Origin of the sequence: Luteimonas sp. RC10 (assembly GCF_014192745.1) — a bacterium.
Classification (GTDB): Bacteria; Pseudomonadota; Gammaproteobacteria; order Xanthomonadales; family Xanthomonadaceae; genus Luteimonas.
In genome coordinates this window covers 381129-403334 of sequence record NZ_JACHYJ010000001.1, presented here as the reverse complement: position 1 = coordinate 403334, position 22206 = coordinate 381129, and the positions used below count along the sequence as shown (strand labels likewise).

The window sequence follows — 22206 nt, the reverse complement described above, 5'->3', positions numbered from 1 at the left end:
CAGGCGACGATGCCGGCGCACTGCTGCGGCATCCGCCAGGATGGACACAGCGTGCACGCCAGGCGGTTTGCGCGAACGCCGCACCTTCGCGATATACTCCACCCCAGTACCGAATCGCAGGCCGGCCATGCCCCATTCGCCCGAGGAAAAAAAGCGTGTGCTTGCCCGTGTGCGTCGCATGCGCGGCCAGCTCGACGCGCTCGAGCGCGCGCTCGAGGCCGGCGCGGACTGCGCGCCGGTGCTCCAGCAGCTCGCGGCGATCCGCGGTGCGGTCAACGGCCTGATGGCCGGTGTGCTCGAAAGTCACCTGCGCGAGGAACTCGCCGGGGCCAGCAGTGCCGACCGGCGGCAGGCCTCGATCGACGACGCCATCGCGCTGGTCCGGTCCTACCTGCGCTGAGCGGCCCGCCGCCCGCGCGTTCCTTGTCCTGTTCCCTGGAGTCATCGCCATGAAATCCCGTGCTGCCGTCGCCTTCGCCCCCGGGCAACCGCTGAAGATCGTCGAGATCGACGTCGCGCCGCCCAAGGCCGGCGAGGTGCTGGTGAAGATCACCCACACCGGCGTCTGCCACACCGACGCGTTCACGCTGTCGGGCGACGATCCGGAAGGGCTGTTCCCCGCCGTGCTCGGCCACGAGGGCGCGGGCATCGTCGTCGAGGTGGGTGAGGGCGTGACCTCGGTCAAGCCGGGCGATCACGTGATTCCGCTCTACACCGCCGAATGCGGCGAGTGCCTGTTCTGCAAGTCGGGCAAGACCAACCTGTGCGTCGCCGTGCGCGCCACCCAGGGCAAGGGCGTGATGCCCGACGGCACCACGCGCTTTTCGTACAACGGCGAGCCGATCTATCACTACATGGGCTGCTCGACCTTCAGCGAGTACACCGTCGTGGCCGAGGTCTCGCTGGCGAAGATCAATCCCGACGCCAACCCCGAGCACGTCTGCCTGCTCGGCTGCGGCGTGACCACCGGCATCGGCGCGGTGCACAACACCGCCAAGGTGCAGGCAGGCGACAGCGTGGCCGTGTTCGGTCTGGGCGGCATCGGCCTGGCGGTGATCCAGGGCGCGCGTCAGGCCAAGGCCGGGCGCATCATTGCCGTGGACACCAACCCGTCGAAGTTCGAGCTGGCGCGCGAGTTCGGCGCCACCGACTGCGTGAATCCGAAGGACTTCGACCAGCCGATCCAGCAGGTGATCGTCGAGATGACCGGCTGGGGCGTGGACCATTCGTTCGAGTGCATCGGCAACGTCAATGTGATGCGCGCCGCGCTCGAATGCGCCCACCGCGGCTGGGGCCAGAGCGTGATCATCGGCGTCGCCGGTGCCGGCCAGGAAATCAGTACGCGGCCGTTCCAGCTGGTCACCGGGCGCAAGTGGCTCGGCACCGCGTTCGGTGGCGTCAAGGGCCGTTCGCAGTTGCCGGGCATGGTCGAGGACGCGATGAAGGGCGAGATCGAACTGGCACCGTTCGTTACCCACACGATGGGCCTGGACGCGATCAATGACGCCTTCGACCTGATGCACGAGGGCAAGTCGATCCGCTCGGTCGTCCATTACTGAGCCGCAGCGTGGGCTGGTTCGACGCCCTGCGCCGGCCGCGCGCGGTCGATCCGCGCGCGGCCCTGGTCGATCCGATCGAACAGGCGCTGCGCGCGTTGGGCTGGGTCGAGGGCGAGGTGGGGGCGCCGCGCGCGGTGGATTCGCCGTTCGGCATTGACGAGATGCCGTTCGAGCACTGGTTGGCGCAGGTGTTCCTGCCACGCCTGCACGAGGCACGCGCCGATGGCCAATGGCCAACGCGCAGTGACGTGGCCGTGGCCGCTTATCGCAATCTCGACGGCCAGCCCGACGCCCAACCCTTGCTGCGCCTTCTCTCGCAGCTGGATGAACTGATCAATACACGAGCCGGCCAAAGGCCGGCATGCAGGAGCGCCTCATGAAACGCATCGAACACCGCGCCAGCTTCGGCGGTTGGCAGGACGTCTACGAACACGCCTCGGACACGCTCGGTTGCATGATGCGGTTCGCGGTCTATCTGCCACCGCAGGCCGAGCACGGCCCGCTGCCGGTGCTGTACTGGCTGAGCGGTCTGACCTGCAACGAGCAGAACTTCATCACCAAGGCCGGTGCGCAGCGTTACGCGGCCGAACATGGCGTTATGCTCGTCGCGCCCGACACCAGCCCGCGCGGCGAGGGTGTGGCCGATGCCGAGGGCTACGACCTCGGCCAGGGCGCCGGCTTCTATGTCGACGCCACGCAGGCGCCATGGTCGGCGCACTACCGCATGCACGATTACGTCGCGCGCGAGCTGCCTGCGCTGATCGAAGCGCACTTCCCGGCGACAGACGCGCGCGCGATCAGCGGGCACTCGATGGGCGGCCATGGCGCATTGGTGACCGCGCTCAAGCATCCGGGGCGCTACCGCAGCGTGTCGGCGTTCTCGCCGATCGTCGCGCCCAGCCAGGTGCCGTGGGGCGAAAAGGCGTTCTCGGCGTATCTGGGCGATGACCGCGCCGCCTGGCAGGCCTGGGATGCGTGCGCACTGGTGACCATCGCGAGTGAGCGGCTGCCGTTGCTGATCGACCAGGGCGATGCCGACGAGTTCCTCGACGGCCAGCTGCGCCCGCAGCTGTTGCAGGCCGCGTGCGAGGCCGCCGGCCATCCGCTCGAGCTGCGCATGCAGCCTGGCTACGACCACAGCTACTACTTCATCGCCAGTTTCATCGGCGACCACATCGCTCACCATGCCGGCGCGCTGCGCGGTTGATGCTCGGGCGTTGGGGCTGCGCGAATTGCCCCCACCCCAGCCCTCCCCCGCACGCGGGGGAGGGCAGCGCGCCCGAGCATCGCGCGCCATTCGGTATCCCCGCACCGATCGGGCGCTACTCAACGCGCACAGCCGAGCCTCGCAGGCCCACACTCCTCGCGCCAATCGAGCGCCCACACTAAGGCGCGCGCTGATCGCTCCCTCCCCCGCATGCGGGGGAGGGCTGGGGTGGGGGCGGCTACTGGTCGTCGCTGACCACCAACGAGCGGTGCAGGCGTTCGGCCTCCTCGAGCGTGTCGGTCGCCACCTGGAAGCCGTCGGAGAAGGGACCGGCAATCCGTGCGGCAAGCAGCAGTCTGTCGTTCGCGACCAGGCCCAACTGCCGGGCGATATGGTCGGTGGTCAGCGCCTCGAGTTGGGCGGCACCTGACGGGGCGAGCTCGACCACGAGCGCGGGACGGTCGCCGAGGCTCTCAGCGCGGACCGAACGGACCTCGGTGCCGGGGATCGTATCGACGTGGCGCAGATGGAGCGTGCGGCCGTCATCGGTGGTCCAAGCGCGGGTCGTCTCGCTGCCCGGCGGTGCATCGCGTGCGGGTTCCAGGTGCAATTCGATGTCGACATAGCGCTCGGACACGATCGGCTCGGCGGGCGTCTGGCTGCAGCCGGGCAGCGCGACGAGTGCGGACAGGGCAAGCAGGATAGACAGCAGCGGCGTTCGTGACATGGGCAGGACCGTGTGGGGGACGTCGCATCATCCTACCTGCCGCGCTCACGGCACCCGCGCGCAGACCCAGGCATCGACGCGCGCGATGCCGAGGCGGCGCAAGGCGAGCGCCGCCGCGTGCAGGGTCGCGCCGGTGGTCATGACGTCGTCGACCAGCGCGACGTGCGCAGGCAAAGCGCCACGTGCGGTCGCCACGAAAGCGTCGCGGACATTGCGACGCCGTGCCGGTGCATCGAGCCGGGACTGCGGCGCGGTCGCACGCTGCCGACGCAGCAGGTCGGCGCGCAGCGGCAGCGCGAGCGCACGTGACAGCGGACGCGCCAGCTCAAGCGCCTGGTCGTAGCCGCGTGTGCGCAGCCGCGCCGGGTGCAGCGGCACCGGCACCAGCGCGTCGGGCCGCGGCCGCGAGGCCAAGGCCCGCGCCATGGATGCCGACAGCAGCGCGCCGGCGGCGAGGTCGCGATGGAACTTCAGCCGCGGTAGCAGGCGGTCGACCGGAAAGCCATAGACGAACGCCGCGTAGGTCGCCTCGAGCGGCGGCGGGCGGCGCAGGCAGCCCCCGCATAGCGCGTCGCCGGCCGCCAGCGGGACCGCGCAGCGCGCGCAGGCCGGGCCGCTCCACGGCAGCGCCGCGGCGCAGGCCGCACACAGCGCGCGGCCATCGTCGCCGCGTTCCTCGCACACCAGACAGCGTGCCGCGAACAGGCGTCGCAGCCAGCGATGGCCACGGCGCTCGTCAACCGCCGGGCCGGGCGTCTGGTTGACAGCCTGTGTCATGCTTTCCAGACTGCCGGCCCTGTCCCGCCGCGACCGTCGGAAAACCACCATGTCTGTTGTCAGCCACGCCCGCGATACCGCCGGCCAGCCCCCCCTGCGTCACGACTGGAGCCGTTCGGAGGTCGAAGCGCTGTTCGCGCTGCCGCTGACCGAGCTGCTGTTCCGCGCCGCGCAAGTGCATCGTGAGCACTTCGATCCGGCCGAGGTCCAGGTCAGCACGCTGCTGTCGGTCAAGACCGGCGGCTGCCCGGAAGACTGCGCCTACTGCCCGCAGGCCCAGCGCTATCACACCGGGGTCGATGCAACGAAGCTGATGGCCACCGAGGCGGTGCTCGAGAAGGCGCGCCAGGCCAAGGCCGCCGGCGCGACCCGCTTCTGCATGGGCGCGGCGTGGCGCTCGCCCAAGGACCGCGATATCCCGAAGGTCGCGGCGATGATCCGCGAGGTCAAGGCGCTGGGCATGGAGACCTGCGCCACGCTGGGCATGCTCAGCGGCGAGCAGGCGCGCGCACTCAAGGACGCGGGCCTGGACTACTACAACCACAACATCGACACCGACCCCGAGTACTACGACGCGATCATCCGCACGCGTGATCTGCAGGACCGCTTCGACACCCTCGAGCACGTGCGCGAGGCGGGCCTGAAGACCTGCTGCGGCGGCATCGTCGGCATGGGCGAGAGCGGTCGCCAGCGCGCCGGTCTGCTGCGCACGCTGGCCAACCTGCCGGCGCATCCCGATTCGGTGCCGATCAACCGGCTGGTGCAGGTCGAGGGCACGCCGCTGCACGGCACCGAGCAGATCGACCCGTTCGACTTCGTGCGCACGATCGCGGTCGCGCGGATCCTGATGCCGCGCTCGATGGTGCGGCTGTCGGCCGGGCGCCAGGACATGAGCGACGAGCTGCAGGCGATGTGCTTTCTGGCCGGCGCGAACTCGATCTTCTACGGCGAGCAGTTGCTGACCACCGGCAATCCCGACACCGAGCGCGACCTGGCGCTGTTCGCGCGCCTGGGCCTGCGGCCGATGCAGGTGATGGTCGATGCCGCCGACCACGACCATCCGGGGACCGTGCACGCCGACATCATCGAACTGCCGCAGCACCCGGCGAGCTGCGCGGCATGACGCCGGCGCGCGCGGACGCGGGCGGCGATGGCGCCTGAGCGGCCCGACCTGCGCGAACGCGCGCGTGCGGCGCGGCTGGCGCGCGACGCCCGCCATGCCCGTCGGCGGCGGCGCACAGTCGCGCGCCGCGACGGCATGCGCTGCGAGGTCGACGGCCGTTGGCTGCTGAACTTCTGCGGCAACGACTACCTCGGCCTGGCCCAGCATCCGGACGTGGCGACGGCGCTGCGCGACGCGGCGCTCGATGACGGTGTCGGCAGTGGCGGCTCGCACCTGGTCTGTGGTCACCACGCCCGCCATGTCGCGCTCGAGCGCGAGCTCGCCGACTGGCTGCAGGTGCCGGCGGCGCTGCTGATGGGCAGTGGGTTTGCGGCCAACCTCGCGGTGCTGCAGGCGCTGCTGGGCGAGGACGATGCCTGCGTGCAGGACCGGCTCAACCACGCCAGCCTGATCGACGCCGCGCGGCTGGCCGGGTGCCGGCTGCGCCGCTATCCGCACGGCGACGCGCAAGGCGCGCTGCGCCAGTTGCAGGGCCTGCCCGGCGGCGCGGCGCTGGTCGCGACCGATGGCGTCTTCAGCATGGACGGCGACATCGCGCCGCTGCGCGAGTTGGCCTCGGTCGCACAGGCGCAGCAGGCGCTGCTGTACGTCGACGATGCGCACGGCATCGGCGTGTGCGGGCCCGAGGGCCGCGGCAGCGTCGCGCAGGCCGGGCTCGGCGTCGAAGCGGTGCCGCTGCAGTTGCTGACGCTCGGTAAGGCATTCGGCGGCTACGGCGCGGTGGTGGCCGGCGATGCCGACCTCGTCGCGCATCTGGCCGAAACCGCGCGGCCCTATGTCTACACCACCGCACTGCCGCCGGCGCAGGCCGCCGCGACGCTGGCCGCGGTGCGGCTGGCGCGCCACGAACACTGGCGCCGCGAGCGGCTGGGCGCGCTGGTGCAGCGTTTGCGCGAACGCGCCGCGCGCGCGGGCCTGGACCTGATGCCATCCGACACGCCGATCCAGCCGCTGCGCTGCGGCGACAACGCGACCGCGCTCGCGTTGTCCCGGGCGCTCGATGCGGCCGGCTTCTGGGTCGCGGCGATCCGCCCGCCGACCGTGCCCGAGGGCCAGGCGCGGCTGCGCATCACGCTCGCCGCGACCCACGAGGACGCGCAGATCGACGCGCTGGTCGATGCACTCGCCGCCGCGCGCGATGCGCTGGTCCCGACGTCGTCCGCGATCCCGGCATGAGCACGCAGCCCCACGACAACCGCCGCGCATTGCTGGCGGTGGCGATCGCACTGGCTTCGGCGCTGTTCTTCACGCTGACCTACGTGCTCAACCGCGCCAGCGCCAGCGGCGGCGGCCATTGGGCGTGGACGGCGTGCCTGCGCTACTTCATCACCCTGCCGCTGCTGCTGCCATTGATGCCCTGGCAGGGCGGCACCGCGCCGGTGCTGCGTGCGATCGCCGCGCATCCCTGGGCGTGGCTGCGCTGCAGCGCGATCGGCTTCCTGCTGTTCTATTGCATGCTCTCGTTCGCCGCGTCCAGCGGCCCGGCGTGGCTGGTCGCCGGCAGCTTCCAGTTCACCGTGATCGCCGGCATGTTGTGCGCGCCGCTGCTCTACCGCGACGCCCGGCGCCGCGTGCCGCCGGCCGCGCTCGCCGTCGCCGCGGCGATCCTGGTCGGCGTGCTGCTGATGCAGTTCGGCCACGGCGGTGCGGGCCTGGATGTCGCGGGCTGGATCGCGCTGGCCTGCGTGCTGACCGCGGCGATCGCCTATCCACTGGGCAATCGTCTGCTGTTGCTGCACCTGGAGCGCACCGGCGAAGACCTCACCGCGACCCAGCGCGTGTTCGGACTGACGCTGGCCAGCCAGCCGCTGTGGCTGGTCGTGGCGGCGTTCGCCTGGCACCAGGCCGGCGCGCCATCGTTGCCGCAGGTGTGGCTGGCGGCGGGCGTGGCGCTGAGCGCGGGCGTGATCGCGACCATCCTGTTCTTCCAGGCCACCGGCATGGTCCGGCACAACCCGGTCGCGCTCGGCGCGGCCGAGGCGATGCAAGCGGCCGAATTGCTGTTCGCGGCGCTGCTCGGCGCACTGTTCCTGCACGAGGCCTGGCCCCAGGGCCGGGCGCTGCTCGGCGCGCTGGTGGTGACCGGCGGCATCGTCGCGTTCGCGCTGCTGGTCGCGCGCCCGGCGGCGACCAGTCCGCGTCGCACGCGCGCGCTGCGCGGGGACAAGGGCGCATGACCGACGAAGGCACACCGACGATGCACGACACGCCGCCCACCACCGCGCTGCCCGATGACGGCAGCGGTCTGTATATCGAGGTCTGCGGCGACGGGCCGCCGCTGGTGTTGCTGCACGGCTGGGCGATGCACGGTGGCGTGTTCGCGCCGCTGGTCGCGCGCCTGCGCGCCCACCGCACCGTCTACTGCGTGGACCTGCCGGGTCATGGGCGCAGCCGCGACGCCACCGTGCCGCTGGCGCTCGCGCCGGTGGTCGACGCGCTTGCGTCGCGGCTGCCGCCGGCGCCGTGGCTGGGCTGGTCGCTCGGCGGACTGTTCGCGCTGCAGGCCGCGGCGACTCGCCCGGCGTCGGTCACCGCATTGGCCATGCTGTGCGCGAGTCCGCGCTTCGTACGGGGCGAGGACTGGACGCACGGCATGGCGCCGGAGATCTTCCGTGACTTCGCCCGCGGCCTGCGCGACGACTACCGCGGTACGCTCGACCGCTTCATCGCCCTGGAAGCCTTTGGCTCGGAGGATGCGCGCGGCGAGTTGCGCGCGCTGCGCGCCGAGGTCTTCGCGCGCGGGGAGCCCGCCGCGCATGCGCTGGTCGACGGGCTGCAGCTGCTGCGCAGCATCGACCTGCGCGCGGCGTTGCCCGGACTCACCGTGCCCAGCCTGTGGCTGGCCGGTCGGCGCGACCGGCTGGTGGATCCACAGGCGATGCACGCCGCCGCCGCGCAGGCCCCCGATGCGCAGGCGCACACGATCGCGCATGCCGGTCACGCGCCGTTCCTGACCCATGCCGATGCCGTGGCCGAACACCTGCTGGCCTTCCTGCCCAAAGCCGCGACCTGACGCGCCCTCCCGCCACCGAATCGCCGACCCCATGACCGCCATCTTCGATCGCACCCACGTTCGCCGGGCGTTCTCGCGCGCCTCGTCGAGCTACGCCGGCGCCGCCGCTCTGCAGCGGCAGGTCGAGGCGCATCTGCTCGAGTCGCTGGACTATCTCGACGACCGCGTGCCTGGCTGCGTGCTCGATGTCGGCAGCGGTCCGGCGCATGCCGCGCTGGCGATGCGCGTGCGCTGGCCCAAGGCGCGCATCGTCGCAGTGGACCTGGCCTTGCCGATGCTGCAGCAGGCGCCGGTACGCGCCGGCTGGCGTGACCGCCTCGGGCTGCAACGCCCCGTCGACCGGGTCTGCGCCGACCTGCGTGCGCTGCCGATCGCCGACAACAGCGTCGACGTGCTGTTCTGCAACCTGTCGCTGCAATGGGTCGAGGACCTGGCGGCCGCGTTCGCCGGCTTTCGCCGGGTGCTGCGTCCCGACGGCCTGTTGCTGTGTTCGACGTTCGGCCCGCAGACCCTGATCGAACTGCGCGAGGCCTTCGGCCACGCCGACGAGGTGCCGCACGTCAGCCCGTTCGCATCGATCGCCGAGTTCGGCGACGCGCTGATGCAGGCCGGCTTCCGCAACCCGGTGCTCGACCGCGAGGTCGTCGTCCACCATCACCCCGACATGACCGCGCTGATGCGCGAGCTGCGTGCGGTCGGCGCGACCAATGCGCTGTCCGGCCGTCGCCGTGCGCTGACCGGGCGCGCGCGCTTCGCCGCGGCCGCCGCCCACTACGCGCAGTTCCGTGAACCCGAGGGTCTGCCGGCGAGCTGGGAATGGATCACCGCGATGGCCTGGGCACCGCAGCCGGGCGCGCCGATCCGCGACGGCGGCGAGGAACTGGCACGGTTCCCGGCCAGCGCGATCCCGGTCCGCCGGCGGCGCGACTGACGCCGCGCCGCCGGCTTCCCGGACGTCGGTGCCTCGAAGGCCAATCCACGCAGGATGGTCGAAGCCGGGTCTGTGTCAGGGGCGCATCGCACTGACGGCAACCGCCCGCTCGCGTTATGCTGCGCCGCAACAATCACCGGATCTCCGCTGTGCCCGCCGACTCCCGCCCTGGCGCGTTCGAACCCGTGCCCGACGCTGCCGAAGTGGCGGCGGCGGTGGCCGTGGCCGCCCCGGCGCCGCTGCCGCAGCGCCATACCGTCGCCGAGGATGTGCAGGGCCTGATCCTGGCCAGCCTGGTCAGCGCGTTGGGCATGTCGATCCTGGCGACCGGCGGCCTGATGGTCGGCGGCGTGGCCGGTATGGCGCTGTTGGCGCACTACGCCACCGGCGCGCATTTCGGCCTGCTGTTCGTGCTGTTCAACCTGCCGTTCTACTGGATCGCGGTGCGGCGCATGGGCTGGGAGTTCACCCTCAAGACCTTCCTCGCGGTCGGCGTGACCGGCGTCGTCGCCGACCTGATCCCGCGCATGGCGCCGTTCGAATCGATGACGCCGTTGTTCGCGGCGGTGTTCGGCGGTGCGCTGGTCGGCATGGGCATCCTGTCGTTCATCCGCCACCGCGCCAGCCTGGGCGGGGTGGGCATCGTCGTGGTGTGGCTGCAGCGCAGCCGCGGCTGGAGCGCGGGCAAGCTGCAGCTGGGCTTCGACACGGTGCTGATGCTGGTCTCGCTGACCGTACTGCCGCCGTCCAAGGTGCTGTACTCGGCGCTCGGCGTGCTGGTGCTCAACCTGGTGCTGCTGTTCAACCACCGGCCCGGGCGCTACATGGGCGCCTGAGCGCGGCGTTCATCCGATGCCGCACGCCAGCGCCTAGACTCGGCGCCTCCTCCTGGCGACGTGGATACCTTGATGCGCTGGCGCCCGACTGTTGTGCTGCTGTTGACCGCGTTGTCGCTGCCGGCGTCCGCGCAGCAGTACGAGATCGACCTGTCGCAGATCGATACCGCCGCGGTGCTGTCGAGCGGCGGCGATGTGCTGCGCCGCGCCGCACCCGAGGCCATCGATGGGCTGTTCCAGGCGGTGCTGCACGCCTCGCGCGAACCCGGGGAAGCGCGGGCGTTGTGCGACCTGTTCGAGCCCGACGCCACGCGCGACCTGGCCGCGTTCCAGCGCACCGTCGACCGGCTCGGGCCGGCCAGCCGCAACCGCTTCGCCAATGCGTTCACCAACGTCGCACTGACCGGCCTGCAGGGCGCGCCGCAGGCGTTCGACGCTGCCGCCGCGCAACAGGTGCTGCGCGCAGCCGCGGTGACCGCGACGCTGCTGCACGACGGCTTCATGCTCGGGCTCACCTCGACCGGCACCGACGAGGCCAGCCGGGCAGGGCGCTGCCGCGCGTTCCGGCAGATGGTCGACGTGCTCAAGGACCAGCCGCAGCCCCAGCGCGTGCTCGCGACCCGCTGGCTGCTCGCCGAGGGCCTGACCCTGGTGGCCGACGGCCAACCTCCCGCGCGCTGAGCGCGCGTCGTCGGATCACGACTTGAGTCGGGCGACGATCGACTCGTAGAGATCGCGGTGGAAGAAGTACACCTCGCGCAGCAGGAACTCGCGCTGGGTGCGGAAGGTACGGAAGCGCGTCGATGGCGTCGGCGAACCGACCGCATCGATGCCCAGCCGGCGGCTCGCACGCAATGCGCGCGCCATGTGCAGCGGGTCGCTGACCACGATGACCCGGTGCAGATCGTGCTCGCGCATCAACCGCCGCGCTTCGACCAGGTTCTCGACCGTGGTGCGCGAGCGCGACTCGGTGAGGATCGCCGAGGCCGGGATATCGCGGCGCAACGCATAGCGGCGTGCGACCTGCGCCTCGGAGAAGCGCGCCTTGGCGCCGCCGTAGCCGCCGGTGAAGATCAACATCGGCGCATGGCCGGCGCGATAGAGATCCAGGCCGTGGTCGATCCGCGCCTCGAACACCGGCGAGGGCACCGCGTCGTAGGCGGCGGCGCCCAGCACCACGATCGCGTCCGCCGGACCGGCCTCGTCGCGGCTGCCCACATGCACGATCCAGGCCGCGACGCCGGCCAGCCAGGCGACCAGCAACAGCGCGCCCCAGACGCACAGGCGCAGCAGCGGACGGCGTCGACGCCGCTGGCTCACGACCGCACCGCGGCGCTCACGGCCGCCACGGCAGCCGGTCCGGATCGACGTTGCCGCCGCTGAGCACGATGCCGACGCGGCGGCCGGCGAAGCGCGCCGGCGCGCCCAGCACCGCGGACAGCGCGATGGCCGACGACGGCTCGACCAGTTGCTTGGTGTGCACGGCGATCCGCCGCGCGGCGGCGACGGTGTCGGCATCGTCGACCGCCAGCACCTCGACCGGCGTGCCGTGTGCGACGCCATGGCGCGAGAGGATCTCGAAGTTCGGCGCGCCCAGCAGCCCGCGCAGGCCATCGCAGACCGTGTCGGGGACGAGGTCGTCCACGCGCGCGCCCTGGCGCAGCGAGCGCAGGGTGTCGTCGGCGCCGCGCGGCTCGGCCAGTACCAACCGGGTCTGCGGCGCGGCGTGCGCGATTGCCAATGCGGTGCCGGCTGCCAGCCCACCGCCGCCGACCGGCACGACCAGGTCGTCGAGCGGGCCGGCCGCGTGCAGCAGCTCGAGCGCGGCCGTGCCCTGGCCGGCGATCACCTGGGCATTGGCATAGGGGTGCACGAGCGTGGCGCCGGTCTGCGCACGGACCTGTTCGCAGCTGCGCTCGCGGTCGGCCAGCGTCGCCGCGCAGCGATGCAACACCGCGCCGTAGCTGGCGATCGCCGCCAGCTTGGTCGCCACTGCGCCCTCGGGCACCACGACATGGCAGGCGATGCCGTGCAGATGCGCCGCCAGCGCGAGCGCCGCGCCGTGATTGCCGGACGAGTGCGTGACCACCCCGCGCGCGGCAGTGTCCGGGTCCAGCGCCAGCACCGCATTGCAGGCGCCGCGGAACTTGAACGCGCCCGCGCGCTGCAGATGTTCGGCCTTGAAGTGCAGCGCGCAACCGGCGGCTGTATCGATCACCCGGCTGCGCAACACCGGTGTGAGATGGGCGACCGGCGCGAGCCGGGCCGCCGCGGCGAGCAGGTCGTTGGCGTCGGGCAAGGGCGGGGCGGCATGCATCGCAACAGCGTAGCCGAGCCGCCTTGCGGATTCACGATCGAACAAGATCGTGTTGCGAGGTCGGCCGGTGCTCTTAAGGGCTGATTCAATGGACGCAGCCGAAGCTGGAGCCCTTATCGAGCGGGGGACCGCCATGATCCGCAAGGGACTGATCTTCGTCGCCTGTCTGACCCTTGCCGGTTGCGCGAGCTACGGCTACCGCGGCGGCAGTGGCGATTACTACTACGGCTCGCCCGGCACCGTGTACCGCAGCTACGGCGCCCCCTACGGCAGCGTCGGCTACGGGCGTTACTCGGGCTGGTATGGCGGCGCCGGATACGGCGCGCCGTACTACGGCAGTCGGCCTTACGGCTATGGCTATGGTTACGGCGGTGGCTACTACCGGCCGCCGCCGGTGATCGTGCGTCCGATCGTGCCCCCTCGTCCGGGGTACGGACACGGACATGGACGGCCCGGGTATCGGCCGCCGCATGGCCATGGCCCGGGTCGCCCGGGCTGGAGCGATGGCCGGCCTGGCGTCGGCCGTCCCGATCGGCCCGGACGCCCGGACTCCGATCGTCCGGGTCGCCCCGGTGGGCACTGGGGCGGACGCCCCGGCGGCGACGGCCGTCCCGGCCACAACGGCCCGCGTCCGGGCTACCGCCCGCCGTCGCAGGCCCGCCCGCCGGAGCAGCGTCCGCCGAGCCGTCCGCCGCAAAGCCGCCCGCCGAGCAGCGACACCCCGCGCCCGGCCCCGCGCGAGCGCGCCGGCTACCGCCGCCCCGACCAGCGCGTCCCCTGATCTTCCGAAAACCGGGGTCAGCGTCGCTTTTCGAGCCTGCGTCGCGCCGTATCGTCAGCGTTGCTTGAGAAAAGCGACGCTGACCCTGGTTTGGATGGGGCGGCTTTCGTGAACTCCGGCCCATTCTCAGGAAGTCGAGCTGCATTGGGGCTTGCGCCGTTGGCATTCCCGGGCGAAGCTTGGCCCCGCCTGACCGATTGCGTCGGTTTACGACGAAAAGGTCATACGACTGTCGATGCCCGGCGGGGGACTCTCGGATCCCCCCTGTTCCGCCCTCCTCCGGGCATCGGCTCTTCACCCTGCGGCCCAAGACGCGTGCGTGGGTGGCGAGCCAAAAAAAAGGGGCCGGATGTCCCCCGACATCCGGCCCCGTGCTTCCCCGGGACGTACATGGCCGGCCCTGTTCCAATCTCCAGCCGCGCCCCCCTTTCAGACGCTTGCCGTCCCGGGTGCAACCCGAACGTACGCAGAAATCGTGCCAAGCGCCGGCTCGCCCGTGCCGGCCGACCTGCCGGATAATCCGCCGATGCCCAACGACTTCTACAGCTACGACGTCATCGTCGTCGGCGGCGGCCACGCCGGCACCGAAGCGGCGCTCGCCTCCGCGCGCGCCGGCGCCCGCACCCTGCTGCTGACCCACAACGTCGAGACGATCGGCGTGATGAGCTGCAACCCGGCGATCGGTGGCATCGGCAAGGGCCACCTGGTGCGCGAGATCGATGCCCTGGGCGGGATCATGGCCCGCGCCGCCGACGCCGCCGGCATCCAGTGGCGGCGGCTCAACGCCTCCAAGGGCCCGGCGGTCCGCGCCACCCGCTGCCAGGCCGACCGCAATCTCTACCGTGCGTTCGTGCGCCGCGCGGTCGAGGCGCAGCCGAACCTGACGATCTTCCAGTCGGCGGTCGACGATCTAATCATCGAGGGCGACGCCGTGCGCGGCGCGATTACCCAGACCGGCCTGCGCTTCGACGCGCCGGCGGTGGTGCTGACCGCGGGCACGTTCCTCGGCGGTCGCATCCATGTCGGCGAAGCGCAGTCGGCAGGCGGCCGTGCAGGCGATCCGCCAGCGACCACGCTCGCCCAGCGGCTGCGCGAGCGCCCGTTCGTCGTCGACCGGCTCAAGACCGGCACGCCGCCGCGGATCGACGGCCGCACGCTCGATTACGCGGCGATGGCGATCCAGCCCGGCGACGATCCGCGCCCGGTGTTCTCGTTCCTCGGCTCGCAGGCCGACCACCCGCGCCAGGTGCCGTGCTGGATCACCCGCACCACCGAGCGCACACACCAGATCATCCGCGGCGCGCTGCATCGCTCGCCGATGTACTCGGGCCAGATCGAGGGCATCGGCCCGCGCTACTGTCCGTCGATCGAGGACAAGGTGGTGCGCTTCGCCGACAAGGACAGCCACCAGATCTTCGTCGAGCCCGAAGGCCTGGACGTCGCCGAGATCTATCCCAACGGCATCTCGACGTCCTTGCCGTTCGACGTGCAACTGGCGCTGGTGCGCAGCATCGTCGGCTTCGAGCAGGCGCACATCACCCGCGCCGGCTACGCGATCGAGTACGACTTCTTCGATCCGCGCGGCTTGCGCGCGTCGCTGGAGACGCGCGCGGTGGCCGGGCTGTTCTTCGCCGGGCAGATCAACGGCACCACCGGCTACGAAGAAGCCGCCGCACAGGGCCTGATCGCCGGGCTCAATGCTGCCCGCCAGGTGCGCGGCCTCGAGGCCTGGAGCCCGCGCCGCGACCAGGCCTACATCGGCGTGCTGATCGACGACCTGATCACGCACGGCACGAAAGAGCCGTACCGCATGTTCACCAGCCGCGCCGAGTACCGGCTGCAGCTGCGCGAGGACAATGCCGACCTGCGCCTGACCGGCATCGGCCGTGAGCTGGGCTTGGTGGACGACGCGCGCATGCAACGCTTCGACGCCCGACGCGAGGGGATCGAGCGCGAGACCGCCCGTCTGCGCGGGCTGTGGGCCTCGCCGCACAACGCGTTGGGCCGTGCGGTCGTGGAGACGCTGGGCATCGAGCTGCGCCGGGAGAGCAACGCGATCGACCTGCTGCGCCGCCCCGGGCTCGATTATCCGGCGCTGATGCGCGTGGACGGCCTCGGCCCGGGCGTGGCGGATGCCGACATCGCCGAGCAGGTCGAGATCGAGGCAACGTACTCGGGCTATCTCGAACGCCAGCGGGTGGAGATCGAGCGCCAGCAGCGCCAGGAGGGCACGGCGATCCCGGACAGCTTCGACTACGCGGCTGTGCGCGGGCTGTCGGCCGAGATCGTGCAGAAACTCGGCCAGGTGCGGCCATTGACCGTCGGCCAGGCCCAGCGCATTCCCGGCATGACCCCGGCGGCGATCTCGCTGCTGCTGGTGCATCTCGAACGCGCGCGGCGCGGGCGCATGGCCGGCGCCGCGTAACCGCACGCGCCTGGGCCCCCTGGTCGAACGACGCCCTCCGTATCGCGCCGGGCGCATGCCCCGCATGCGGGAGAAGGCGCGACAAGCAGGACCGCGCGCTTCACCTCCCCCGCCTGCGGGGGTAGGTCGACGCCGCAGGCGTCGGGTGGGGGCTGGGCTTGCCGCGAACAGCGCCCCCACCCCAGCCCTCCCCCGCGATGCGGGGGAGGGAGACACGCGGCGCGACCCGCGCGCGTAGCGCGGACGGGCCACTACCTCGCAGCGCAAACGGGCCACCTCCTCCGCAGGGCAGACGGGTCACCTCCTCCGCAACGCGGGGGAGGTCGATGCCGTCAGGCATTGGGTGGGGGGCAGGGCTTGCCGCGAACAGCGCCCCCACCCCAGCCCTCCCCCGCGATGCGGGGGAGGGAGACACGCGCGCGACCCGCGCGCGTAGCGCGGACGGGCTCCCTCCTTCGCAGCGCAAACGGGCCACCTCCTCCGCAGCGCAGACGGGCCACCTCCTCCGCAACGCGGTGTACAGACCGGAGACAAGGTGGACACCTGTTCGGAGACATGGTGGACGGGTCATGCAAGGACTCGCCCCGCGTTCACTTGCCCGGTGACCAGGTCGATCCTGGCGACTCGGCACGTGCTCCAGTACACCTCGTAGCGCCCATCCTCCAGGGTTGGGCGGATCGCCACACGCTCGCCCACGAACGCTTTGCCCACCTTCCAGTTCCGCCCTCGCCAGGCGATGCGGCCATGTTCGTGCACGAGCCGGACCTCGTCGCTGTCGCCGTATTCAGGCGGTGCCGGGTGCTCGACATAGTCCCGCGCGCTGGGGCGATACCGATCGACCGGCACGCCCATCCCCAGCGCCTCGTGCGGCCGCTGCTGGTTGTAGATGGCCCGCCAGCCATCGAAAGCGCGTTGCGCCTGGGCGAGGTCGATCAGGGGCATGTGTTGCAGCACTTCGATCTTCAGGGTGCGGTGGAAGCGTTCGTCCTTGCCCTGTGTCTGCGGATGAAACGGCCTCGAATGGCCGACGCGGATGCCTTGCCGCATCAGCCATAGATCGAGTCGGGTGTAGTGGGTGCCCCAGGGCGCGCCGTTGTCCATGGTCATCCGCAGCGGCACACCGTAGCGCCGGAAGGCCGTGGTCAGGTGCCCGATGACGGTCTCGCGCGTCTCCTCGCCGCAAGCCTGCAGGACCAAGGCATAGCGGGAATGGTCATCGAGCACGGTCAGCGGATGGCATCGGCCCCGAGACATCGGGACATGGCCCTTGAAGTCCATCTGCCACAGATCGTTGGGCGCCGGATGCTCGAAGCGCTGCCAAGGCTGGGCCGCCTGGGAGGCGGCAGGTGCGATCAGACCGTGACGGCGCAGGACGGCATGCACGGTGCTGACGGCTGGCATCGCGTGGCCCAACACCTCCAGCCGACGCGCCAGCTTGCGTGCCCCCCAGGCTGGATGCTGCGCCCGCAACCCCACGATCAACGCCTCGACCTGTGGCGCGCAGCGAAGCGGCGTGGCCTGGGGCCGGCGAGAGCGATCCGATAGCGGCTCACCCAAGCGTGCACGCGCCCGCCATTTGTAGCCCGTCGTGGGGCTGATGCCGAATCGGCGACACAACTGCCGAAGGTTGGTGTCTTCCCGCAGCGCCAACCGGGTGAACTCCTCACGCAACGTCATCGTCGACACCTCCTGCCACGGCATCGCTCGCTCCCATCGGACCGAAATGCCGAGCTTGAATGTGTCCACCATGTCCCCGAACACCTGTCCACCATGTGTCCGGTCTATACACGGGGGGGAGGTCGATGCCGTCAGGCATCGGGTGGGGGCACGGGCCTGGCGCGACCAGCCCCCACCCCAGCCTTCCCCCACGATGCGGGGGAGGGAGACAAGCGGCGCGACCCGCGCGCGTAGTGCGGATGGGCCACTACCTCGCAGCGCAGACGGGCCACCTCCTCCGCAGGGCAGACGGGTCACCTCCTCCGCAGCGCGGGGGAGGTCGATGCCGTCAGGCATCGGGTGGGGGCTGGGCTTGCCGCGAACAGCGCCCCCACCCCAGCCCTCCCCCGCGATGCGGGGGAGGGAGACAAGCGGCGCGACTCGCGCGCGTAGCGCGGACGGGCCACTACCTCGCAGCGCAGACGGGCCACCTCCTCTGCAGGGCAGACGGGTCACCTCCTCCGCAGCGCGGGGGAGGTCGATGCCGTCAGGCATCGGGTGGGGGTACGGGCCTGGCGCGACCAGCCCTCACCCAGCCCTCCCCCGCGATGCAGGGGAGGGAGACTCGCCTTCGCTCCGCTGCCGCGCGCTCGTCGGTCGCGGGGCGCTGTCGCAAACGCCTGTGTCGCTTGCGTTCTCACGATCCGTCGCCACCTTGGATCGATGCATCTGGACATGCCCGAAACGCCCGAGGACTCGCCTGCCCAGCGGGCGCGCGACCGACAGCGGCTGTCGCGCGCGCTGCAGGCCAGCATCGGCTTCGTGCTGCTGCTGGTCATCGCCTTCGGCATCCAGGCGATGGTCGACTGGCGTGCGCTGGCGGTCCGTCCCGGCGAATGGGCGGGGCTGGCGGGCCTGCTCGGCGCGCCGCTGCTGCACGGCTCGCCGGGTCATCTGATCGCCAACGCCAGTGCGCTGCTGGTGCTCGGAACGCTGGCGCTCGCGGTGTATCCCAAGGCTACGCTGCGTGGGTTGCCGTTGATGTGGCTGGGCTCGGGCCTGGGCGCCTGGCTGCTCGGCGATCCGGGCTCGCACCATCTCGGCGCCAGCGGCGTGACCCACGGCCTGATGTTCCTGGTGTTCGTGCTCGGCCTGCTGCGCCGCGACCGGCCCTCGGTCGCGGCGGGCATGATCGCCTTCCTGTTCTACGGCGGCATGTTGCTGACGATCTTGCCGCAGGAGCCGGGCGTGTCGTGGCAGTCGCACCTGGGCGGCGCCGTGGGCGGCGTGCTCGCGGCGTTCTGGTTCCGCCGTGCCGATCCGCAGCTGCCGCGCCGCCGCTACAGCTGGGAAATCGAGGAAGAGGAGGCGCAGCGCGCTGCACGCCTGCAGGCCGAGACGCTGGAGCCGCCGGCGCCGGACGACGTGCCGGTGTTGTGGCAGCGCCCGCCGGCCGATGACGCGCGCGGTGTCGTGCTGCCGTTCCCGTCGCGCGCGCGGGCGCGCGACCTTGACGATGACACGCCGCCCGCGTCGCGTTAGACACGCTCCCGCTTTGCCAGCGCTTACCGATCGTTGTCGTGCGGGTCTCCGTGTTCGAGCCAATGTGCGGTCGTTTTGGGGTCCGCATGCACGAATGCCACACGAAGACCGAAGAGCGTTCCGATGCTGTCGAGCGTCTCGATCGTCGGGTTTCCTTTGCCGCTCTCGATCCGCTTGAGCGTCAGCAGACTCATGCCGCGATGTTTGGCGAACTGCACCTGGGTCAATCCGCTGATCTTGCGCATGCGCTTGACGGCTTGCGCAAGGTCGAGGCGACCGTAGGCAATGTCGGCCGCCAGCGCATCTCTGAGCGTGCGGATCGTCTGGCTGTCAGGGCGTCGGCGTTGCATGGTGGGCAATGGCCTGCAGCTTGGTGATCTGAAATCCGATCGCGGTCTTGCACGCCTCAACGATATCCGCATCAGCATCTCGCATGCGCAGTTCCTGGGCGAGTTTCGGCAGGTGTTCCTCGCCGAAGGCCTTGAGCGCGACGGCGACTTCCACTTTGATGTCGTCGTCTAGCGCCAATTGCTCCAGGATCACGTTCCAATCATCGGTGATCCCGCCCTCGGGCAAGCGCCAGTCGCACGTGCGGGTGATCAGTTCGCGATCGAGATACATCGGGCCGATGTCGTACAGCGGGGTCAGTTGCACAGTGCCGTCTGGACATTGCTGCACGGAGGTGTTGCGAACGTGGTTGTCCGGGTTGCGCAGCGCGCGGTTGAGAACATCCCGGCACAGGAATTCCGCGACGGCCTGGGCCGGATTCGACGCCACGTCTGCCAATCGTTCGGTGAGCGCAAAGAGCGATGCGCTGCGGCCGAAGCCCGGGAACCCGGCCAGCGCCGACAGCGTCTCCTGGTGGAGACGATGGACGACGCCGTCGGTGCCGACCTGGCGATCGAAACGGCGAAGGAACAGCATGCCGTCCTTGAAGACGGGCGTGTCGATCGTACGCAGACCGCAGGCGCCAACGGCCTGCAGATAAATGGATTCGTGGCGGAGAATCCGCTGATCGCTCGGGTCCTGGCCTCGCGGCAGCTTGATGATCCAGTGCGCACGCGCGCGTGCATCGGGCAGCGCCGCATCGGGATACCAACGACCGTCCTCGTCCTGTGTCAGCAGAAACTTCGGGGCCACGCCCTGCACACCGGGTGTGCCGGCCGCGAGCATGTTGTGCAATGCGAGCTGGGCAAGGAACGCATCGGTGCGCTCGCTGATGTCCCGCGTCGTGAAGCCGTCCGCCGCAATGCCGCCAGTCTGACGCTGGTAGAACTCGACTGCGGTATCGAGACGAAGCCGGCCAATGGGGGCGAAGGCACCGTGCTGGGCCAGGAAAAAATCCTGCGTTGCGTCCTGAGCCGAGACCCCAAGCAGGCCGGCCAAGTGCTCGCGTCCGCGTCCTTGTGGGACCAGATCCCACAGGAAGGCCAACGGTGTCTGCGAAGCGCCCGACCACGTATGGATCTCCATGCTGACCGGGAGCGAAAGCGCCACGGGTGGCGCGTGCTCGACCGGGCCGAAGACATAATCAGGCAGGTACTCAAAGCGCACGGATCGTTCGGTCACTGCGATCCGTGCAGCGCAGTGCCACGTGCCGTTGATGTAGAGCTCGATGGCGCTGTCCATTGGTCGAGAATGGTATATCAAAGTAGATATTTCAAGCGAGAAGAGCAGTGAATAGTCTACTTAAGTAGCCCAAAACACCGAGTCTGCGCCTTGCCTTTAGCAGCCATGCCTTAAGCGGCCCGTCCGGCCAGTGCTCGACTGCACACGGTGTCGCACCGGTGGATCTCGCATCAGGTGGCGTGCCCGGGTGCGTTGAAGTGGCGCGGCAGGGCCGCGAGCGGCAGCGCGGCGTCACACCCAGGCCTCGCGTCCAGCCCCCGATCCCCTGGTGCCAGCCCGAATGCGCTGCCGAGCCCCTCGCTGCGGACAGCGTTCTCAGGCGCCCGCGCTACCATGCGCAACGCTTCGAGACGGGACATCACCGATGCAGGACGCATCTTCGGACAATCTGTACGCGCCCCCCACCGCGGACGTCGCCCCAGCGCCGCGTGCTACCGCCACGGCCGCGCAACCGTTCTATGTTGTCTCGGCGACGAAGTTCTGCGTGCTGTTCTTCGTGACCTTCGGGCTCTACGTCCTGTACTGGTTCTATGTCCATTGGCGCCGATGGGGACGCACCAGCAACGAGACCGTGTGGCCGGTGCCGCGCGCGGTGTTTTCGATCTTCTTCGCGCATGCGTTGGCCCGGCGCATCGACCAGCGCCTGCGTGCGCTCGGCATCGTGCGCGCCTGGTCGCCGGCGCTGGCGGCAACTGTCTACGTCGTCTTCCAGATCGGAAGTACCGTGGCCTCGCGGCTGGCCGATCGCGGGATCGGCGTGCCGATCACCGACATCGTCTCGTTGCTGGCGCTGGTCCCGATCGCGCTGTCGATGCTGGCGATGCAGCGTGCCGCGAACGCCGCCTGTGGCGATCCCGACGGCGCGGGCAACCGGCGCTTCACCTGGGCCAACTGGGTGTGGATCGTGATCTTCGGCCTGATCTGGCTGTTGATCGGTGCGGCGATTCTGCTGCCGGCCTTCGGCGTGGATCTGCCGCAATGACCCCGACGACCCGCGCGTCGCGCGCCGGCGGCTGACCGGGATGCACGCACCGGACGATCCGTACGCGCCGCCGCAGGCCGACGTGCGCGCCCCCGTCGCCAGCGGCGATGCGTTCTACGTGGTCTCGCCGCGGAAGCTGGTGGTGCTCTACGTCGCCACGTTCGGGCTCTACCAGATGTACTGGTTCTACCTGCACTGGCTGCGCTGGCAGGCGGTGCATGGCGTTCGGGTGCGCCCGGTCGTGCGGGCGGTGTTCGCATTGTTCACGGTGCACGCGCTGGCACGTCGCATCGACGAGGCCCTGCGCGCGGCGGGCATCGCGCGGCGCTGGTGGCCGATGGCGGTGGCGACCGCGTTCTTCCTGTGCGAAGCGGTGTCGTGGGGCACCGCCTTCGTCGGCCCGTCGGTGGCCGCGCGCTGGCCGGCGACGACGCCGTGGATGGACTGGTTGGGGATCGCGCTGATGCCGCTGGCCTGCGCCAGCCTGGTCCGGCTGCAACTGGCCGCCAATGCCGCCTGCGGCGACCCGCAGGCGCTGCGCAACCGGCGCTTCACGGTCTACAACCTGCTCTGGATCGTGGGCAGTGTGTCGGTGGTCGCGACCGCGACCGTCATCGTCCTGCGCGCGCACGCGGGCTGAG

23 protein-coding genes are annotated in these 22206 nt (G+C 70.7%); 16 read left to right on the top strand and 7 right to left on the bottom strand.

Going from position 1 to position 22206, the window contains the following annotated elements:
- Positions 1 to 127: 127 nt before the first annotated feature.
- From frmR to fghA, 4 genes are read left to right on the top strand one after another with little or no spacing between them, the layout of a single operon-like run.
- The gene (gene frmR / locus FHW73_RS01710) at positions 128 to 400 is read left to right on the top strand and encodes a formaldehyde-responsive transcriptional repressor FrmR (protein WP_183424976.1); all 273 of its coding nucleotides are present in this window, start codon (positions 128 to 130) and stop codon (positions 398 to 400) included.
- Between the two features lie 49 nt (positions 401 to 449).
- Positions 450 to 1559 carry an S-(hydroxymethyl)glutathione dehydrogenase/class III alcohol dehydrogenase gene (locus FHW73_RS01705; protein WP_183424975.1) on the top strand — a complete coding sequence of 370 codons (1110 nt, stop codon included), beginning with the start codon at positions 450 to 452 and terminating at the stop codon, positions 1557 to 1559.
- An 8-nt stretch (positions 1560 to 1567) separates the two neighbouring features.
- Positions 1568 to 1939: a YqcC family protein gene (locus tag FHW73_RS01700; protein WP_183424974.1), complete on the top strand. Its 372-nt coding sequence runs from the start codon at positions 1568 to 1570 to the stop codon at positions 1937 to 1939.
- Positions 1936 to 2766, top strand: a complete 831-nt coding sequence (fghA, locus tag FHW73_RS01695) for an S-formylglutathione hydrolase (protein ID WP_183424973.1) — start codon at positions 1936 to 1938, stop codon at positions 2764 to 2766. The genes FHW73_RS01700 and fghA overlap by 4 nt, the downstream gene beginning before the upstream one ends.
- Positions 2767 to 3004: 238 nt before the next feature.
- Here fghA and FHW73_RS01690 read toward each other — a convergent pair whose 3' ends face one another.
- Together FHW73_RS01690 and FHW73_RS01685 are read right to left on the bottom strand one after the other, a co-directional pair.
- A complete protein-coding gene (locus FHW73_RS01690) occupies positions 3005 to 3493 on the bottom strand; it encodes a hypothetical protein (protein ID WP_183424972.1) in 489 nt (162 codons plus the stop codon).
- A 45-nt stretch (positions 3494 to 3538) separates the two neighbouring features.
- Complete coding sequence (locus FHW73_RS01685) at positions 3539 to 4270, bottom strand: ComF family protein (RefSeq protein WP_183424971.1); 732 nt, start codon at positions 4268 to 4270, stop codon at positions 3539 to 3541.
- Between the two features lie 49 nt (positions 4271 to 4319).
- On the opposite strand from FHW73_RS01685, the gene bioB reads away from it, so the two are divergent.
- The 7 genes from bioB (at position 4320) to FHW73_RS01650 (ending at position 10914) form a co-directional block, all read left to right on the top strand.
- A complete protein-coding gene (gene bioB, locus FHW73_RS01680) occupies positions 4320 to 5393 on the top strand; it encodes a biotin synthase BioB (RefSeq protein WP_183424970.1) in 1074 nt (357 codons plus the stop codon).
- 27 nt (positions 5394 to 5420) lie between these two features.
- Positions 5421 to 6629, top strand: a complete 1209-nt coding sequence (gene bioF, locus FHW73_RS01675) for an 8-amino-7-oxononanoate synthase (protein ID WP_183424969.1) — start codon at positions 5421 to 5423, stop codon at positions 6627 to 6629.
- On the top strand, positions 6626 to 7630 hold the full coding sequence (locus tag FHW73_RS01670; protein WP_183424968.1) for a multidrug resistance efflux transporter family protein: 1005 nt from the start codon (positions 6626 to 6628) through the stop codon (positions 7628 to 7630). The genes bioF and FHW73_RS01670 overlap by 4 nt, the downstream gene beginning before the upstream one ends.
- A 68-nt stretch (positions 7631 to 7698) precedes the next feature.
- The gene (gene bioH / locus FHW73_RS01665; protein ID WP_183425358.1) at positions 7699 to 8466 is read left to right on the top strand and encodes a pimeloyl-ACP methyl ester esterase BioH; all 768 of its coding nucleotides are present in this window, start codon (positions 7699 to 7701) and stop codon (positions 8464 to 8466) included.
- A 31-nt stretch (positions 8467 to 8497) separates the two neighbouring features.
- Entirely contained in the window at positions 8498 to 9397 is a 900-nt protein-coding gene (gene bioC, locus FHW73_RS01660) for a malonyl-ACP O-methyltransferase BioC (RefSeq protein ID WP_183424967.1), read from the top strand.
- Between the two features lie 203 nt (positions 9398 to 9600).
- Entirely contained in the window at positions 9601 to 10233 is a 633-nt protein-coding gene (locus FHW73_RS01655) for a YitT family protein (protein ID WP_345776142.1), read from the top strand.
- 72 nt (positions 10234 to 10305) lie between these two features.
- The gene (locus FHW73_RS01650) at positions 10306 to 10914 is read left to right on the top strand and encodes a hypothetical protein (RefSeq protein ID WP_183424965.1); all 609 of its coding nucleotides are present in this window, start codon (positions 10306 to 10308) and stop codon (positions 10912 to 10914) included.
- A gap of 15 nt (positions 10915 to 10929) precedes the next feature.
- Here the strand turns inward: FHW73_RS01650 and FHW73_RS01645 are convergent, their stop codons facing one another.
- Positions 10930 to 11553, bottom strand: coding sequence for a YdcF family protein (locus FHW73_RS01645; protein WP_183424964.1), 624 nt, complete (start codon positions 11551 to 11553; stop codon positions 10930 to 10932).
- Positions 11554 to 11569: 16 nt separating this feature from the next.
- The gene (locus FHW73_RS01640) at positions 11570 to 12550 is read right to left on the bottom strand and encodes a pyridoxal-phosphate dependent enzyme (protein WP_183424963.1); all 981 of its coding nucleotides are present in this window, start codon (positions 12548 to 12550) and stop codon (positions 11570 to 11572) included.
- 133 nt (positions 12551 to 12683) lie between these two features.
- Here FHW73_RS01640 and FHW73_RS01635 point away from each other — a divergent pair, with 133 nt between their 5' ends.
- The gene (locus FHW73_RS01635; protein ID WP_183424962.1) at positions 12684 to 13331 is read left to right on the top strand and encodes a hypothetical protein; all 648 of its coding nucleotides are present in this window, start codon (positions 12684 to 12686) and stop codon (positions 13329 to 13331) included.
- 526 nt (positions 13332 to 13857) lie between these two features.
- Positions 13858 to 15756: a tRNA uridine-5-carboxymethylaminomethyl(34) synthesis enzyme MnmG gene (gene mnmG, locus FHW73_RS01630; protein ID WP_183424961.1), complete on the top strand. Its 1899-nt coding sequence runs from the start codon at positions 13858 to 13860 to the stop codon at positions 15754 to 15756.
- Positions 15757 to 16323: 567 nt separating this feature from the next.
- Here the strand turns inward: mnmG and FHW73_RS01625 are convergent.
- Entirely contained in the window at positions 16324 to 17457 is a 1134-nt protein-coding gene (locus FHW73_RS01625; protein WP_183425357.1) for an IS481 family transposase, read from the bottom strand.
- Between the two features lie 690 nt (positions 17458 to 18147).
- Here FHW73_RS01625 and FHW73_RS01620 point away from each other — a divergent pair.
- Positions 18148 to 18954 (top strand): rhomboid family intramembrane serine protease, encoded by an 807-nt coding sequence (locus FHW73_RS01620; RefSeq protein ID WP_255492539.1) that lies wholly within the window; start codon positions 18148 to 18150, stop codon positions 18952 to 18954.
- Between the two features lie 23 nt (positions 18955 to 18977).
- Here FHW73_RS01620 and FHW73_RS01615 read toward each other — a convergent pair whose 3' ends face one another.
- Positions 18978 to 19304, bottom strand: coding sequence for a helix-turn-helix transcriptional regulator (locus FHW73_RS01615; RefSeq protein WP_183424959.1), 327 nt, complete (start codon positions 19302 to 19304; stop codon positions 18978 to 18980).
- Entirely contained in the window at positions 19285 to 20583 is a 1299-nt protein-coding gene (locus FHW73_RS01610) for a HipA domain-containing protein (protein WP_183424958.1), read from the bottom strand. The genes FHW73_RS01615 and FHW73_RS01610 overlap by 20 nt, the downstream gene beginning before the upstream one ends.
- Before the next feature lie 364 nt (positions 20584 to 20947).
- Between FHW73_RS01610 and FHW73_RS01605 the strand changes: the two genes are divergently transcribed.
- A complete protein-coding gene (locus FHW73_RS01605; protein WP_183424957.1) occupies positions 20948 to 21565 on the top strand; it encodes a hypothetical protein in 618 nt (205 codons plus the stop codon).
- A 40-nt stretch (positions 21566 to 21605) separates the two neighbouring features.
- The gene (locus FHW73_RS01600) at positions 21606 to 22205 is read left to right on the top strand and encodes a hypothetical protein (protein ID WP_183424956.1); all 600 of its coding nucleotides are present in this window, start codon (positions 21606 to 21608) and stop codon (positions 22203 to 22205) included.
- Position 22206: the final 1 nt, after the last annotated feature.